Here is a 12,357-nt window from a genome sequence, read left to right as displayed (position 1 = left end):
CAATGGCATTGACCAAGGCGGAGATGGCGGAAAAGCTGTTCGACGAAGTCGGTCTGAACAAGCGGGAAGCCAAGGAATTCGTCGACGCGTTTTTCGATGTGCTGCGTGAAGCATTGGAACAGGGACGTCAGGTGAAGCTGTCGGGCTTCGGTAATTTCGATCTGCGGCGCAAGAACCAGCGCCCGGGTCGCAACCCCAAGACCGGCGAGGAAATTCCGATTTCCGCCCGTACGGTGGTCACCTTCCGTCCGGGCCAGAAGCTCAAGGAGAGGGTGGAAGCTTATGCTGGATCCGGGCAGTAACCGCGAACTACCGCCGATCCCGGCCAAGCGCTACTTCACCATCGGTGAGGTCAGCGAGCTGTGCGACGTCAAGCCGCACGTCCTGCGCTACTGGGAAACCGAGTTTCCCAGCCTTGAGCCGGCCAAGCGCCGAGGCAACCGCCGCTACTACCAGCGCCACGACGTGCTGATGGTGCGGCAGATCCGCAGCCTGCTGTACGAACAGGGCTACACCATCGGTGGTGCACGCCTGCGTCTGGATGGCCCCGATGCCCGCGAGGAATCGGCGCTGAGCAACCAGATCATCAAGCAGGTGCGCATGGAGCTGGAAGAAGTGCTGCAGTTGTTGCGCCGCTGATCCCATTTCCATCGTAATCCGCTATACTTCACGGCCCGCCGCACTGGCGGGCACATCGCAGCATCAGTCGGGGCGTAGCGCAGCCTGGTAGCGCATCTGCCTGGGGGGCAGAGGGTCGTCGGTTCGAATCCGGCCGTCCCGACCACTGTGATGAATCAAGAAGCCTGCGCAGCGATGCGTGGGCTTTTTTGTGCGTGCGGTGTATGCTGCGCGCCACTCGTACTACCGCGGCTGCTGAACCCGGTACTCACGAGAACACATCATGGAATCTGCAAGAAACCGTGCCTGGCGTCGCAGCCAGGCGCGCAACCGTGGTGGCGACCGCGCCACGACCGCCTACAGCTACAAGCCCGAGAAGAACTGGAAGCTGCTGTACACGCGCGATGCCAAGCTCGCGCGCGCACGCCAGCTGGGCTTCACCTATCCGGTGCTCAGCGCCCGCCAATTGCAGGAACAGGAATGATCAACCTGCTGTTCGTCTGCAGCCGCAACCAGCTGCGCAGCCCAACCGCCGAAGCCATGTGGCGACGGCGGCCCGGCTTCACTGCGCGGTCGGCCGGCACCAGCCCGCATGCACGACGCCCCATCGGCCCGGCGGACATCCGCTGGGCCGATGTCATCTTCGTGATGGAGGCCAAGCATCAGCATCGACTGCAGGCCGCGTACGCGCGCCTGCTGGAACACAAGCGCCTGCATTGCCTGGATATCCCGGACGACTATCGCTGCATGGATCCCGTGCTGATGGATCTGCTGGACACCAAGGTGACCGCGTATCTCGATCAGCTGCCGGCAAAGCGGTAGATCAGCTCCGGGTCGCCGTCATCCAGTCCATGCACGATGCCGCTGTCGATGAAGCTCGATGCAACGAGCAGGCGCTGCATGGCGATGTTGGAGGCATTGGTCGAGGTGAACAGCTTGCGCTGTCCACGCTGTGCGATCGCGTGCCGCAGCAGTGCGGCGCCGACGCCCTGGCTGCGCCGCTCGCGCGCGACCATCAGCATTTCGACGAAGCCTTCGCCGAAGAAGTGCTCATGGAGGGTCATGTAGCCAACGATCTCGCGCTCCTGCTCGGCAACATGCACGTTGCCCCGCGCCAACCACTCGCCAATCTGTTCCGCCCGTCGAGGGTCGCTTGCCGCCACGCTGTCGAGTGCGATCAGCGCAGAGGCATCGGCGGGCGTCGCGTCGCGGACGCGCGGCGCAGTCGCAGCGGGCATGGTCGGGCTCCTGACAGGAGGGGCCAGTCTATCGGCTATGCCACAGGTGCAGTCGCACCCGCCGCAGCCAGCGCGTGCTCGGCAGTCAATACACGCGGAACTCGGCCCGGCAGCCGTCGCTGACCCACACGCCGCGTCGGTCCCAGCCCCAGTTCTGGTCCTCGATGCAGGCCGTCACCGACTTCTGCTTGACCAGGCGCACCTCGTGGCGCACACGGATACGGCATTCCTTGTCCTTCTTTTCGTAGGACTCGCAGACCAGGCGCTCGCCATCATCGTCACGGTCCCTGCCGCGGCCCGGCCAGCGTCCGCGCCCATAGCCGTCGGCGACGAACTCGGCGCGGCAGCCGTCGGTCACCCACAACGTGCGGCGGCTCTGGCCCCAGTTCTGGTTCTCCACGCAGCGGGTGACCGACAGTTGCCTGGCCAGGCGCATCGGGCCCTCGATCGGGCATTGCGCGGTCTTGTTGAACTGCGATTCGCAGCGCAGCGCCGGAATGTGATCGGTGTCGTAGTCCTGTGCGGCCACGGTGGTGGCGGCCAGCAGCAGGGCAAGGGAGGTGCCGGTGATCGTCAGCAGCAGGCGATGGGACATGTGCAGGCTCGGTGGGGATGGGGCGGCAAGAATGGCCCAGTCCGGGGCTGCCGGAACGCTTCGTTCCGAAGATGGCTCAGTGGCGGTTTAGTAGTACGCGCGGGCCCATGCAGAGGCTTACATCCCGTATCATCGCTGCACATCCGATCGCATCGGTTTACACCCTCTTACATGTCTCCCACGCCGGTCGGCACAGCCTGTGGCTGTTGTCACTGGCATGCGGCCGGCGCGTGGAGGAGGATGCGCGGACCACGACGACCACAGGGGGTTGCGTTGATCAGCAGTACCGTCATTCATCGCTCGGCCGACGCAGGTGGCGCCGAGGTGCGGGTCCTGGACACCACGTTCAAGGGCAAGCATGTGTTCATTGCCTGGGGCCTGCGCGGGCCGGAACTGACCCGCAGCGCGGACCCGGCTGCCACCGTGGCCGCACGCAAGGCGCTGCACGCGGTTGCCGGCCACAGCGAGGGGCCGCGCAGCCCGGAAGTGTTCATCGCCAACCAGTCGGCGGTGGCGATCACGGTCTATCGCCTGCTTACCGAGGCGCGCTCCGGCGATGCCATCTTTTTCCTGTGCGATTCACAGGCGGTGGTCGAGTGGCTCATCACCGCGCTGGAAGTGCAGGGCGCGGACTGATTCCGCGCTCCGGCGCGCATCGATTCACGCCAGCGCCGCGTCCACCGCAGCCCGTGCGTGCAGTGCAGTGGTATCGAACAGCGGCACTGCGCTGTCTTCCGGTCGTACCAGCAGCATGATCTCGGTACAGCCCAGGATGATGGCTTCGGCACCGCGCGCCACCAGCCTCGCGATCACGCCGGCGTAGACCTGTCGTGAGTGCTCGCTGACCACACCGGCGATCAGTTCCTGGTAGATGATGTCGTGCACGCTGCGACGATCATCGGCTTCGGGAACCAGCACCTCCAATCCGAAGCGATCCTGCAGCCGGCCGCGGTAGAAGTCCTGTTCCATGGTGAAGGCGGTACCGAGCAGGCCCACCTTGCGTGCGCCTGCCTGCACGATGGCCTGGGCGGTGGGGTCGGCGATATGCAGCAGCGGCAGTGGGCAGACCGCCTCGATGCGGTCGGCCAGCTTGTGCATGGTGTTGGTGCAGATCAACAGCAGATCGGCGCCACCGGCCTGCAGGCGCCGTGCAGCGTCGGCCATATGGTCGCCCAGCGCATTCCAGTCGCCGTCATGCTGCAGCTGCTTGATGCCGGCGAAATCCACCGACCACAGCAGCAGCTGCGCCGAATGTGCGCCACCGAGGCGCTGCCGCACGTCCTCGTTGATGAGCCGGTAATACTGCGCCGAGCTTTCCCAGCTCATGCCGCCGATCAGGCCAAGGGTCTTCATGCACAGCTCCATGCCGGGGAGCCGTCATTGCAGCACAGCCGATGCGGGAGTTGCACTACACATTAGTGATTGCTAATGTGTTGGTCATGATCGAGAACGCCCTCTTCAAAGCGCTGGCCGACCCCACCCGCCGCCACATCTTCGAAAAGCTGGCCGAGGGCGGGCAGCATGCCAGCGCGCTGCGCGAGGGCATGGCGATCAGCCAGTCTGCGATGTCCCAGCACCTGGCGGTGCTGCGCGATGCCGGGCTGGTGAGCGAACAGCGCCAAGGCCGCTTCGTCCACTACGAGGTCGATCCGCGCGGGCTGGCGCACATCGGCAACTGGCTGCAGCGCTACCGGGCCTACTGGCCCGCGCGGATGGATGCCTTGCAGGATCTGCTGAAGGAGATGGACTGATGGACGATGTTCTGAACGAAGCGGCTCCCGCGTTGGTGATGGAGCAGTGGCTGCCAGCGCCACCGGAACGGGTCTGGCGCGCACTGCGCGATCCGGCGCTGCGTGAGCGCTGGATGCCTGCGGCCGATCTTGCCGATCCGCAGCCCTGCCTGTGCGAGGAGGGGCGGGAGCTGGGGTTCCGCCTGCGCGATGCGCAGCCTCCGCATCTGCACAGCCTGGTGTGTTTCCAGCTGCGCGCGGATGACGGTGGGGGGACGGTGCTGACCATCGTGCATCGGCTCACCGACCTGCGCGCGCTGCTGCCGTTGGCCGCCAACGACGATCATCGCACCATGATGCGCGCGGCCTGAGCCGGCGCCTGGATCAAACGCTACAGGGAGCAGGCACATGCGGGACAGAATGCAGCTGATACCGATGGTGGTGGAACGCAGCGAGCGCGGTGAGCGCTCCCATGACATCTACTCGCGGCTCCTGCGCGAGCGCATCATCTTTCTCAACGGCGAAGTCGATGACACTGTGTCGGCGCTGGTCTGCGCGCAGCTGCTGTTCCTGGAATCGGAAAACCCGGAGAAGCCGATCCATCTGTACATCAACTCGCCGGGTGGAGTGATCTCCAGCGGCCTGGCGATGTACGACACCATGCAATACATCTCGGCCCCGGTGCATACGCTGTGCATGGGCACCGCGCGGTCGATGGGTTCGTTCCTGCTGATGGCCGGCGAGCCCGGTCACCGTGCGGCGTTGGCCAATGCCAGCCTGCATGTGCATCAGCCGCTGGGCGGGGTGCAGGGCCAGGCGTCGGACATCTTCATCCATGCCGAGGAAATGCAGCGCACCAAGCAGCGCATCACCCGGCTGTATGCGCAGCATTGCGGACGCAGTGTCGAGGAGGTCGAGCAGACCCTGGACCGCGATCGTTTCATGAGTGCCGAGCAGGCATGCGAATGGGGCTTGATCGATCAGGTACTGGTACGGCGCGACGCGCTCGCGGCCTGATCCTGCCTCTGTAACCACCGCATCCATGCTGCGCTGTGTGTGCCGCGCCAGGCCGGCGCACTCTATGCTGGTGGGATCTTCTGAAGTGGATGTCCGATATGGCCCTGCATACCTGGTGGTGGTTCCTCGCCACGGTGTTCGTTCTGTGTGGTACGCCGGGGCCGAACATGCTGCATATCCTCGGTCGCAGCGTCGGGCTCGGCTTTCGCGGTAGCGTGCCGGCGATGGCTGGCTGCCTGCTGGCGATGCTGCTGGTGCTGGCGGCCTCCGCAGCAGGCCTGAGTGCGCTGCTGCATTCCTCGCCGATGCTGTTTGAGGTGCTGCGCTATCTGGGCGTGGCCTATCTGGCCTGGCTGGGCCTGAAGGCATGGCGTGACAGTTGCCGGCCGGCACCACCGGTGACGGTCGATGCCGCGCTGCCGGTTGCGGCGTCGCTGGGCGCGTGGAAGGTGTTCCGTGGTGGCCTTCTGGTGGGCCTGAGCAATCCCAAGCTGCTGCTGTTCGCTGCGGCGTTCCTGCCGCAGTTCGTCGACCCGTCGCGTGGCCAGGCGCTGCAGTACAGCGTGCTGGTCGCCACCTTCGCCGGCTGCGAACTGTTCTGGTACGTGATGTATGCCGCCGGTGGCCATGGCCTGCGCCGATGGTTGGCCAAACCCTTCGCGCGGCGCTGGTTCGAGCGGCTGGTGGGCAGCGTGTTCCTGGCCTTTGCGGTGGCCCTGCTGCGTTTCCGCCCGCGCTGATTCACGCCGTGCACGCGGCCTGTTCACGACTGCCGCATCGGCTACGGCCTAGCCTGATCATCCAGTACGCAGTCCCCACGGGGAAAGGTTTGACATGATCAAGTGGGCCATCATCTTCGCCATCATCGGCGTCATTGCGGGCGTGCTCGGCTTCGGCGGCATTGCCGGCGCCGCGGTCGGCATCGCCAAGTTCCTGTTCTGGGCCGGCATCATCATCGCCGTGGTGCTGTTCCTGCTCGGCATGACCGTAGCGAAGAAGGTCAGCTAGCGTTGATCGCGCAGCAGCGTACTCAGTGTGCGCTGCTGCGCGAGAACAGATTGATCACCAGTACGCCAGCACAGATCAGGCCGATGCCGATCAACGCCGGTGCATCCAGGCGCTGCTTGAACACCACCAGCCCGATCAGCGAGATCAGCACGATGCCGACGCCGGACCAGATCGCGTAGGCGATGCCGGTCGGGATCGACTTCATGGTCATCGACAGCAGGTAGAAGCACAGTCCATAGCCGACCAGCGCGCCCAGTGTCGGCGCCAGCCGGCTCATGCCGTCGGATGCCTTCAGCAGCGACGTGGCAATTACTTCCAGCACGATGGCAGCGGCAAGGTAGAGGTAGGGATTCATTGAGCGCTCCTGCTTACTGCGGGTCGCATAGTTTCAGGGCCTGTTCGGCCATCGCCAATGCGTTGGCGCGTTCTTCCTCGTCCAGCGGTCGCCCATAGGCCGTGGCCCAGTAGCCATCGGCAGCGCAGCGCGCCGCATACAGTCGGGGATCGTTGGCTTCGCCGGCGAACTCGGCCAGCATCGCACGCTTCCAGGTACGCCAATGCGCGAGCAGGGCTGGTTCCATCAGGTTGCCCAGGGTCAGGCCGATGTCGTTGTCCTGTTCCTGCTGCAGCAGATGCTCGAAATTGGCCTGCACATAGGCGCGGCTGAAACGGCCATGCCGTTCGGGGTTTTCCTGCAGCAGGGCACGCACCCGCGCTTCGAATTCGCCGATGAGCGCTCCGATGGCTTCATCCACCAGTGCCTGCTTGCTGCTGAAATGATGGAACAGCGCACCCTTGCTGACACCGGCGGCCTGTGCGACGTCCTGCACGGTCAGCGCGGCCAGGCCATTACGGCCGATCACTTCAATGGTGGCCTGCAGCAGTGACTGGCGCACGCTGTCGGGCGCCTTGCGGCGCGAACGGGAGGGGGATGCGGACATGGCGGGAAGAAACCGACTGGACGGTACGATTGTAACGCAGGCCCGTGGTGTCACCGCGCTGCCGGCCAGGGCCGGCAGCGGAACCGTCATGCGTCGATGCGGGCGAAACGCGGCTGCGGTCCGTGTTCGCCCGGTACCTGTTCGACGAACATGGCATACGGGCGCACCCACAGGCCGCCTTCGCCATAGAGCGCGCGATACAGCACCAGTGGCTCCAGCGTCTCGCTGCTGCGGACGATATCGAGCACGTCGTACTCGCCGCCCTTGAAGTGGCGGTAGCGACCCGGGGCCAGGGTGGGTAGCGGGCTCAGCTCAGCCATGGGGTGCGCGCCTCACTTGCGTGCCGGGCTGGCCGGCTTCGCGCAGTAGGCATCGATGGCCTCGGCGGTATTGGCCAGGCCCTGTGCCTGTGCCAGTTCCCACGGGCGTTCGCAACGCTGGCTGTGCTCGCACCACTGGTAGCCGGCCGAACCAATGCATCCGTGGGCATCGCGATCGCCGCCCACCTTCGGTATCGCAGACGAGGTGGGCGCCGCATCGGCATGTGCGGCGGCGTCGTGCTGGTTGGCGCACGCGGTCAGCACCAGCAGGGCTGGAATCAGAAGAAGCGCTTTCATCGGGCGGGCTCCGTGCCTAAAGCGACAGTGTCTGTCGCAAATAGCCCTCCAGCAAGCGCTCAGTGCATGGCGGCGCGGATCAGCTCTTCAATCAGCACCAGATAGCTGGCCACGAAATAGAACTTCAGCAGCGTCCAGCGCTGCTGCGAGAAGAAGGTGCGCATGTGGAAGGGGCCCCTGTTGGTGACGGTAGTGTGAAGCTCCGTCAACTCCGTGACAAGGGTCACGGAACGCCTTCACTAAACAGCCTCAGGGATGTGAGGGTTGGGAAGCGCCCGACCGAATCCTGAGGCGTTTTCGTACAAATCTGATGGGCCATCTCCGACGCGATCGATAGCCTGAGGGTGTACTGGCACGTGGCCCTGCCGCCTGTCACCGCCTCTTTCCTTCCGCAGGAGCTTCTCATGGTCTTTACTGTCCAATGCACTGCCCGGCACTGGTCCGTGTTGCATCCGAAGGCGGGTGACGCCACCCGTTACGCCCGCGGTGCCGATGCCTTCGACGCGGCCGCTGCGCTGGCCCTCGAGCACCATCGTCGCACCGGCCAGCGCAGCACGGTCCGGGTCGAGGCGCTCGGCAGCACCGTGGATGCGCTCCATATCGGGGAGTGACGCCACCGGCCGAGGCGCAGTCAGCCACGGTTGAGTTGTTTGAATGGGGAAAAAACCGCCGTGGGGCGCCCCCCTGTGCGCCGCGCCACGAATCCCGGATGCTTGCGCCATCGTATTCATCCGGAGATTCCGATGGGCAAGGCACTCACCTGGCGCACCCTGGCCTGCACGCTGCTGCCGATGCTGGCGGCCGCAGGCGGCGCGCAGGCGCAGAGCTATGGCTACGGTTATGACGACGATCGCTATGGCGGTCGTGATGGCGGCGGCATCGTCCGCTGCGAATCGATCAAGAACCGCAGCAATGAATGCCGTCTGGAAGGCCGTGCCCGGATGATCCGCCAGTTGTCCGGTTCGCCGTGCGTGGAAGGCGAGACCTGGGGGCAATCGCGCTACGGTGTGTGGGTCACCCAGGGCTGCCGTGCCGAGTTCGTTGGCGAGTACCGCCGTGGCGGTGGCTGGGGTGGTGGCCATGGCAACGGCTGGGGCAACGGTGGCAATGGCTGGGGCGGGGGTGAGGTGATCACCTGCCATTCCAACGGCCACCGCCAGGAGTACTGTGATGCCCGCATCCGTCGTGGTGTGCGCCTGGTGCGTCAGGATTCACGCAGCGCCTGCATCGAGGGCCAGACCTGGGGCTGGAACCGTCGTGGCATCTGGGTCAGCGACGGCTGCCGGGCGCAGTTCCAGGTGAATTGAGCTCGCCCATCGAAAATCAGAATAATCTGATACAGCTCACATTTTGAACGTCGTATCTTCTGTGATCAGGGCACCCCTGCGTGCCCCTGATCCGTCGCGATGAAGTCTGCCGTAACCGGCACGCCCGTCCCGCCACCGTCGATACGCTGCCTCAAGGAGTGAGCTGCATGTTGATCCGCCTGCAATGCGAGCAACGCCAATGGCGCGTGCTGCACCCGGACCGGCCGGAACCGATCGAGTTCCGCGATGGTGCCCGGGCCTACGATTTCGCTGAAACCCTTGCACGCCTCCACTTCGTCGACACCGGGCAGCGCGCTGCGGTGCGGGTGGAGGCCAGCGGTGCGTTCGTGGAAGCGGTCAGCTACGGCTGAGGGTTGGGGTTTCCGGCCAGATCATCGTTCCGGAGCCCGCTAGCCACGCACGGCGTGGATCTACTTTGCATCTGTCTCCACGCATGGCGTGGATCGACCCCTGTTCCGCAGTAGATCCACGCCATGCGTGGATCTACTGGTGGTGACCGGCCTCAGCCTGCCGCGCTGAGCGGCGGGGTCCCGGCAGCCAGCTGCGGCCAGCGCTTGAGCACCGCCGCGCGGATGCCCGCCGCATCGATACCGGCTTCGGCCAGCAGGTCCTCACGGCTTGCGTGGTGCTGGTAACTGTCGGGCAGGCCCAGGTGCAGGATCGGGCGCAATACGCCTTCGGCGTTGAGCAGTTCGCCGACGCCGGAGCCGGCGCCGCCGGCCACCACATTGTCTTCGATTGTGACCAGGCCCTCGTGCTGGGCGGCCACGGCCAGCACCAGCTCGCGGTCCAGCGGCTTGATGAAGCGCATGTTGACCACGCTCAGGCCCAGTTCGCGGCCGACCTGTTCGGCGGCGGCCACGGTGCTGCCAAAGGCGAGCAGCGCGACGCGGCTGCCCTGCAGGCGCAGCTCGCCCTTGCCGATCGGCAGGGTCGACAGGTCGGTACCGGCGGCAACGCCGGTGCCGGTGCCGCGCGGATAGCGCACGGCAGCCGGGCCCGGATGCTGCAGGCCAGTGCTGAGCATCTGCCGGCACTCGGCTTCATTGGACGGAGCCATCACCACCAGGTTCGGCACGCAGCGCAGGAAGCTCAGGTCGAGGTTGCCGGCATGGGTGGCGCCGTCCGGACCGACCACGCCGGCGCGGTCGATCGCGAACAGCACGTCCAGGTCCTGGATGGCCACGTCATGCACCAGCTGGTCGTACGCACGCTGCAGGAAGGTCGAGTAGATCGCCACCACCGGCTTGCCACCCTGGGTGGCCATGCCGGCGGCGAGGGTGACCGCGTGCTGCTCGGCAATTGCCACGTCGAAATAGCGTTGCGGGTATTCCTTGCTGAAACGCACCAGGCCGGAGCCTTCGCGCATCGCCGGGGTGATGCCGTACAGGCGTGGCTCGGCAGCGGCGGCATCGCACAGCCAGTCGCTGAACACATCGGTGTAGGTCGGCTTCTTGGCACCGGCCTTGGCCACCAGTCCCTTGTCCGGATCGAACGGGCCGACGGCGTGGTAACCGATCTGGTCGCCTTCGGCCGGCTCGTAGCCCTTGCCCTTGGTGGTCATCACGTGCAGCAGCTTCGGGCCCTTGGAGGCGCGCAGCGTCTTCAGCGTGGACAGCAGGGCCGGCATGTCGTGGCCGTCGATAGGACCGGTGTAGTGGAAGCCCATTTCCTCGAACATCGTGGACGGCACGAACATGCCCTTCCAGTGTTCTTCCCAGCGCTTCACGAAGCGCGCCGGGTTGTTCTTCTTGTCGCCGAGGATCTTCTTGCCGCCTTCGCGCAGCGCATTGAGCGTGCGGCTGCCGGTGGCGCGGCCGAGCATCTTGGTCAGACCGCCGACCGCCTCGGAGATCGACATGTTGTTGTCGTTGAGGATCACCAGCAGGTTCGGCTCGGGCTCCATGCCACCGGCGTGCATCAGCGCTTCGAACGCCATGCCGGCGGTCATTGCGCCATCACCGATCACTGCAACGACCTGGCGGTTGTCGCCTTCGGACTGGCGGGCGATGGCCATGCCGAGTGCGGCCGAGATCGAGGTCGAGGAGTGGCCGACGCCGAAGGTGTCGTACTCGCTCTCTTCGCGCTTCGGGAACGGCGCGACGCCGTCCTTCTGCTTGACGGTGTGGATCTCGTCGCGGCGACCGGTCAGGATCTTGTGCGGGTAGGTCTGGTGACCGACGTCCCAGACCAGCTGGTCCTGCGGAGTCTGGTACAGGTAGTGCAGGGCCACTGTGAGTTCGATCACGCCCAGGCCGGCGGCGAAGTGGCCGCCGCTCTTGCCCACCGACTCGATGAGGTAGGCGCGCAGTTCGTCGGCGACCGCCCTCAATTCGGATTCGTCGAACGTGCGCAGGTCATCCGGTGTCTGGATGCGCGCGAGGCGGGGATAGCGGGCAGAGTCGATCATCATGTTCGCACTTGTTCTGAACGCCCATTTTCGCCCTCAAACGGGGGTGGGGCAAGCAAACGCCGCCGCCCGTGACAGGACGGTGAGGGTTGCATTTTCAGCGATTCAGGTGCTCAGTTTTGACCGCTTGGGCAATTGCGCCTTCAGGAAGGCCATCTGGTCGGCCAGGATGTTGCGGTTGGACAGGATCAGGTGCTCGATCCAGCTGGGCCGGTAAGGCACCGCCAGCAACGGCATTCCGGCCTGCTGGGGGGTGCGGTCGCTCTTGCGCGAGTTGCAGTGGAAGCAGGCGGTGACCACGTTTTCCCAGCAGTCCAGGCCACCCTTGGACAGCGGCATGACGTGGTCGCGGGTGAGCGTGGGGCGGTTGAACTGCTGGCCGCAGTACATGCACAGGTGTGCGTCGCGGGCGAACAGGGCCGGGTTGGTCAGGTTCGGCGTGGGGTCGATCGCGCGGGAGCGGGCGTGGCCGCGGGCGGCGATGATCGGGTGCAGGTCCATGCCGCTCTGCAGGCCGCTGAAGCGGTTGGTGCCGCCGTGGATGTGCAGGCAGGGATCGCCGAGTGTCCAGGCGACGGCTTCGCGGGCGTAGAGGCACGCCGCATCCTGCCAGGTGATCCAGTCCAGTACGCGTCCGTGGGCATCAAGCGAGAGCAGCCGGACCGAACCGGGGCGATGCAGCGTCGTGGCGTTGGGCGATGCTTCGGCGCCCGGAGCAGAAAACGGAGCTCCGGCTTCGATCAGACCCAAGCGTGTAGTGTCTGTCTCCATCGGGAGAACAGCTTATACCTGAATGTTGACGATTTGTGTATCGCCTGTCGGCGATACGCAAATCGCAACGATTCAGGTCCGCGC

22 protein-coding genes and 1 tRNA gene are annotated in these 12,357 nt (G+C 65.4%); 14 read left to right on the top strand and 9 right to left on the bottom strand.

Annotated elements, in window-relative coordinates:
• The first annotated feature begins 2 nt into the window (after positions 1-2).
• The 5 genes from V3B64_RS10010 (at position 3) to V3B64_RS09990 (ending at position 1,440) form a co-directional block, all read left to right on the top strand.
• The gene (locus tag V3B64_RS10010; RefSeq protein WP_005410432.1) at positions 3-302 is read left to right on the top strand and encodes an integration host factor subunit alpha; all 300 of its coding nucleotides are present in this window, start codon (positions 3-5) and stop codon (positions 300-302) included.
• Positions 283-639 carry a MerR family transcriptional regulator gene (locus tag V3B64_RS10005; RefSeq protein WP_005410431.1) on the top strand — a complete coding sequence of 119 codons (357 nt, stop codon included), beginning with the start codon at positions 283-285 and terminating at the stop codon, positions 637-639. The genes V3B64_RS10010 and V3B64_RS10005 overlap by 20 nt, the downstream gene beginning before the upstream one ends.
• Positions 640-707: 68 nt before the next feature.
• Positions 708-784, top strand: a tRNA-Pro gene (locus tag V3B64_RS10000).
• 117 nt (positions 785-901) lie between these two features.
• Positions 902-1,102, top strand: a complete 201-nt coding sequence (locus V3B64_RS09995; RefSeq protein WP_014037933.1) for a hypothetical protein — start codon at positions 902-904, stop codon at positions 1,100-1,102.
• Positions 1,099-1,440 carry a phosphotyrosine protein phosphatase gene (locus V3B64_RS09990; RefSeq protein WP_049401215.1) on the top strand — a complete coding sequence of 114 codons (342 nt, stop codon included), beginning with the start codon at positions 1,099-1,101 and terminating at the stop codon, positions 1,438-1,440. Before V3B64_RS09995 ends, V3B64_RS09990 begins: the two co-directional genes overlap by 4 nt.
• On the opposite strand, the gene V3B64_RS09985 is transcribed toward V3B64_RS09990, so the two are convergent.
• Together V3B64_RS09985 and V3B64_RS09980 are read right to left on the bottom strand one after the other, a co-directional pair.
• Complete coding sequence (locus V3B64_RS09985; protein WP_329914082.1) at positions 1,419-1,856, bottom strand: GNAT family N-acetyltransferase; 438 nt, start codon at positions 1,854-1,856, stop codon at positions 1,419-1,421. The two genes, V3B64_RS09990 and V3B64_RS09985, sit on opposite strands and share 22 nt — an antisense overlap.
• 85 nt (positions 1,857-1,941) lie before the next feature.
• Positions 1,942-2,451 carry a DUF3011 domain-containing protein gene (locus V3B64_RS09980; protein WP_125894326.1) on the bottom strand — a complete coding sequence of 170 codons (510 nt, stop codon included), beginning with the start codon at positions 2,449-2,451 and terminating at the stop codon, positions 1,942-1,944.
• Positions 2,452-2,691: 240 nt separating this feature from the next.
• Between V3B64_RS09980 and V3B64_RS09975 the strand changes: the two genes are divergently transcribed.
• Positions 2,692-3,087 carry a hypothetical protein gene (locus V3B64_RS09975; RefSeq protein WP_012511691.1) on the top strand — a complete coding sequence of 132 codons (396 nt, stop codon included), beginning with the start codon at positions 2,692-2,694 and terminating at the stop codon, positions 3,085-3,087.
• A 24-nt stretch (positions 3,088-3,111) separates the two neighbouring features.
• Here V3B64_RS09975 and V3B64_RS09970 read toward each other — a convergent pair whose 3' ends face one another.
• Positions 3,112-3,804, bottom strand: a complete 693-nt coding sequence (locus tag V3B64_RS09970) for an aspartate/glutamate racemase family protein (RefSeq protein WP_049423866.1) — start codon at positions 3,802-3,804, stop codon at positions 3,112-3,114.
• 86 nt (positions 3,805-3,890) lie between these two features.
• On the opposite strand from V3B64_RS09970, the gene V3B64_RS09965 reads away from it, so the two are divergent.
• The 5 genes from V3B64_RS09965 (at position 3,891) to V3B64_RS09945 (ending at position 6,206) form a co-directional block, all read left to right on the top strand.
• Positions 3,891-4,202, top strand: a complete 312-nt coding sequence (locus V3B64_RS09965) for a metalloregulator ArsR/SmtB family transcription factor (protein WP_042358872.1) — start codon at positions 3,891-3,893, stop codon at positions 4,200-4,202.
• Positions 4,202-4,552 carry a polyketide cyclase gene (locus V3B64_RS09960; protein ID WP_121504555.1) on the top strand — a complete coding sequence of 117 codons (351 nt, stop codon included), beginning with the start codon at positions 4,202-4,204 and terminating at the stop codon, positions 4,550-4,552. Before V3B64_RS09965 ends, V3B64_RS09960 begins: the two co-directional genes overlap by 1 nt.
• Before the next feature lie 37 nt (positions 4,553-4,589).
• Positions 4,590-5,198 carry an ATP-dependent Clp protease proteolytic subunit gene (locus V3B64_RS09955; RefSeq protein WP_032128666.1) on the top strand — a complete coding sequence of 203 codons (609 nt, stop codon included), beginning with the start codon at positions 4,590-4,592 and terminating at the stop codon, positions 5,196-5,198.
• 98 nt (positions 5,199-5,296) lie between these two features.
• A complete protein-coding gene (locus V3B64_RS09950; RefSeq protein WP_032128667.1) occupies positions 5,297-5,938 on the top strand; it encodes a LysE family translocator in 642 nt (213 codons plus the stop codon).
• Positions 5,939-6,032: 94 nt separating this feature from the next.
• Complete coding sequence (locus V3B64_RS09945; protein WP_006380555.1) at positions 6,033-6,206, top strand: DUF1328 domain-containing protein; 174 nt, start codon at positions 6,033-6,035, stop codon at positions 6,204-6,206.
• Between the two features lie 22 nt (positions 6,207-6,228).
• Here V3B64_RS09945 and V3B64_RS09940 read toward each other — a convergent pair whose 3' ends face one another.
• From V3B64_RS09940 to V3B64_RS09925, 4 genes are all read right to left on the bottom strand, one after another.
• Positions 6,229-6,561 carry an SMR family transporter gene (locus V3B64_RS09940; protein ID WP_005410423.1) on the bottom strand — a complete coding sequence of 111 codons (333 nt, stop codon included), beginning with the start codon at positions 6,559-6,561 and terminating at the stop codon, positions 6,229-6,231.
• Positions 6,562-6,574: 13 nt separating this feature from the next.
• The gene (locus V3B64_RS09935; protein ID WP_121504554.1) at positions 6,575-7,147 is read right to left on the bottom strand and encodes a TetR/AcrR family transcriptional regulator; all 573 of its coding nucleotides are present in this window, start codon (positions 7,145-7,147) and stop codon (positions 6,575-6,577) included.
• A gap of 86 nt (positions 7,148-7,233) precedes the next feature.
• A complete protein-coding gene (locus tag V3B64_RS09930) occupies positions 7,234-7,467 on the bottom strand; it encodes a DUF1653 domain-containing protein (RefSeq protein WP_032128669.1) in 234 nt (77 codons plus the stop codon).
• A 12-nt stretch (positions 7,468-7,479) separates the two neighbouring features.
• The gene (locus V3B64_RS09925) at positions 7,480-7,764 is read right to left on the bottom strand and encodes a hypothetical protein (protein WP_071229150.1); all 285 of its coding nucleotides are present in this window, start codon (positions 7,762-7,764) and stop codon (positions 7,480-7,482) included.
• A 404-nt stretch (positions 7,765-8,168) separates the two neighbouring features.
• Between V3B64_RS09925 and V3B64_RS09920 the strand changes: the two genes are divergently transcribed.
• From V3B64_RS09920 to V3B64_RS09910, 3 genes are all read left to right on the top strand, one after another.
• Positions 8,169-8,375, top strand: coding sequence for a hypothetical protein (locus tag V3B64_RS09920; protein ID WP_049423877.1), 207 nt, complete (start codon positions 8,169-8,171; stop codon positions 8,373-8,375).
• A 132-nt stretch (positions 8,376-8,507) separates the two neighbouring features.
• A complete protein-coding gene (locus tag V3B64_RS09915) occupies positions 8,508-9,071 on the top strand; it encodes a DUF3011 domain-containing protein (protein ID WP_049401711.1) in 564 nt (187 codons plus the stop codon).
• Between the two features lie 167 nt (positions 9,072-9,238).
• Positions 9,239-9,442, top strand: a complete 204-nt coding sequence (locus V3B64_RS09910; protein ID WP_005417823.1) for a hypothetical protein — start codon at positions 9,239-9,241, stop codon at positions 9,440-9,442.
• 152 nt (positions 9,443-9,594) lie between these two features.
• Here the strand turns inward: V3B64_RS09910 and dxs are convergent, their stop codons facing one another.
• Together dxs and V3B64_RS09900 are read right to left on the bottom strand one after the other, a co-directional pair.
• Positions 9,595-11,502, bottom strand: a complete 1,908-nt coding sequence (dxs, locus tag V3B64_RS09905) for a 1-deoxy-D-xylulose-5-phosphate synthase (protein ID WP_049462121.1) — start codon at positions 11,500-11,502, stop codon at positions 9,595-9,597.
• Positions 11,503-11,607: 105 nt separating this feature from the next.
• Positions 11,608-12,273, bottom strand: a complete 666-nt coding sequence (locus tag V3B64_RS09900) for an HNH endonuclease (RefSeq protein WP_019336875.1) — start codon at positions 12,271-12,273, stop codon at positions 11,608-11,610.
• Positions 12,274-12,357 lie beyond the last annotated feature (84 nt).

Origin of the sequence: Stenotrophomonas sp. SMYL86 (genome assembly GCF_036320025.1) — a bacterium.
GTDB classification, from domain to species: Bacteria; Pseudomonadota; Gammaproteobacteria; order Xanthomonadales; family Xanthomonadaceae; genus Stenotrophomonas; species Stenotrophomonas maltophilia_A.
Note: the sequence above shows the minus strand (reverse complement) of the source record. Positions and strands in the feature narration are given on the sequence as shown.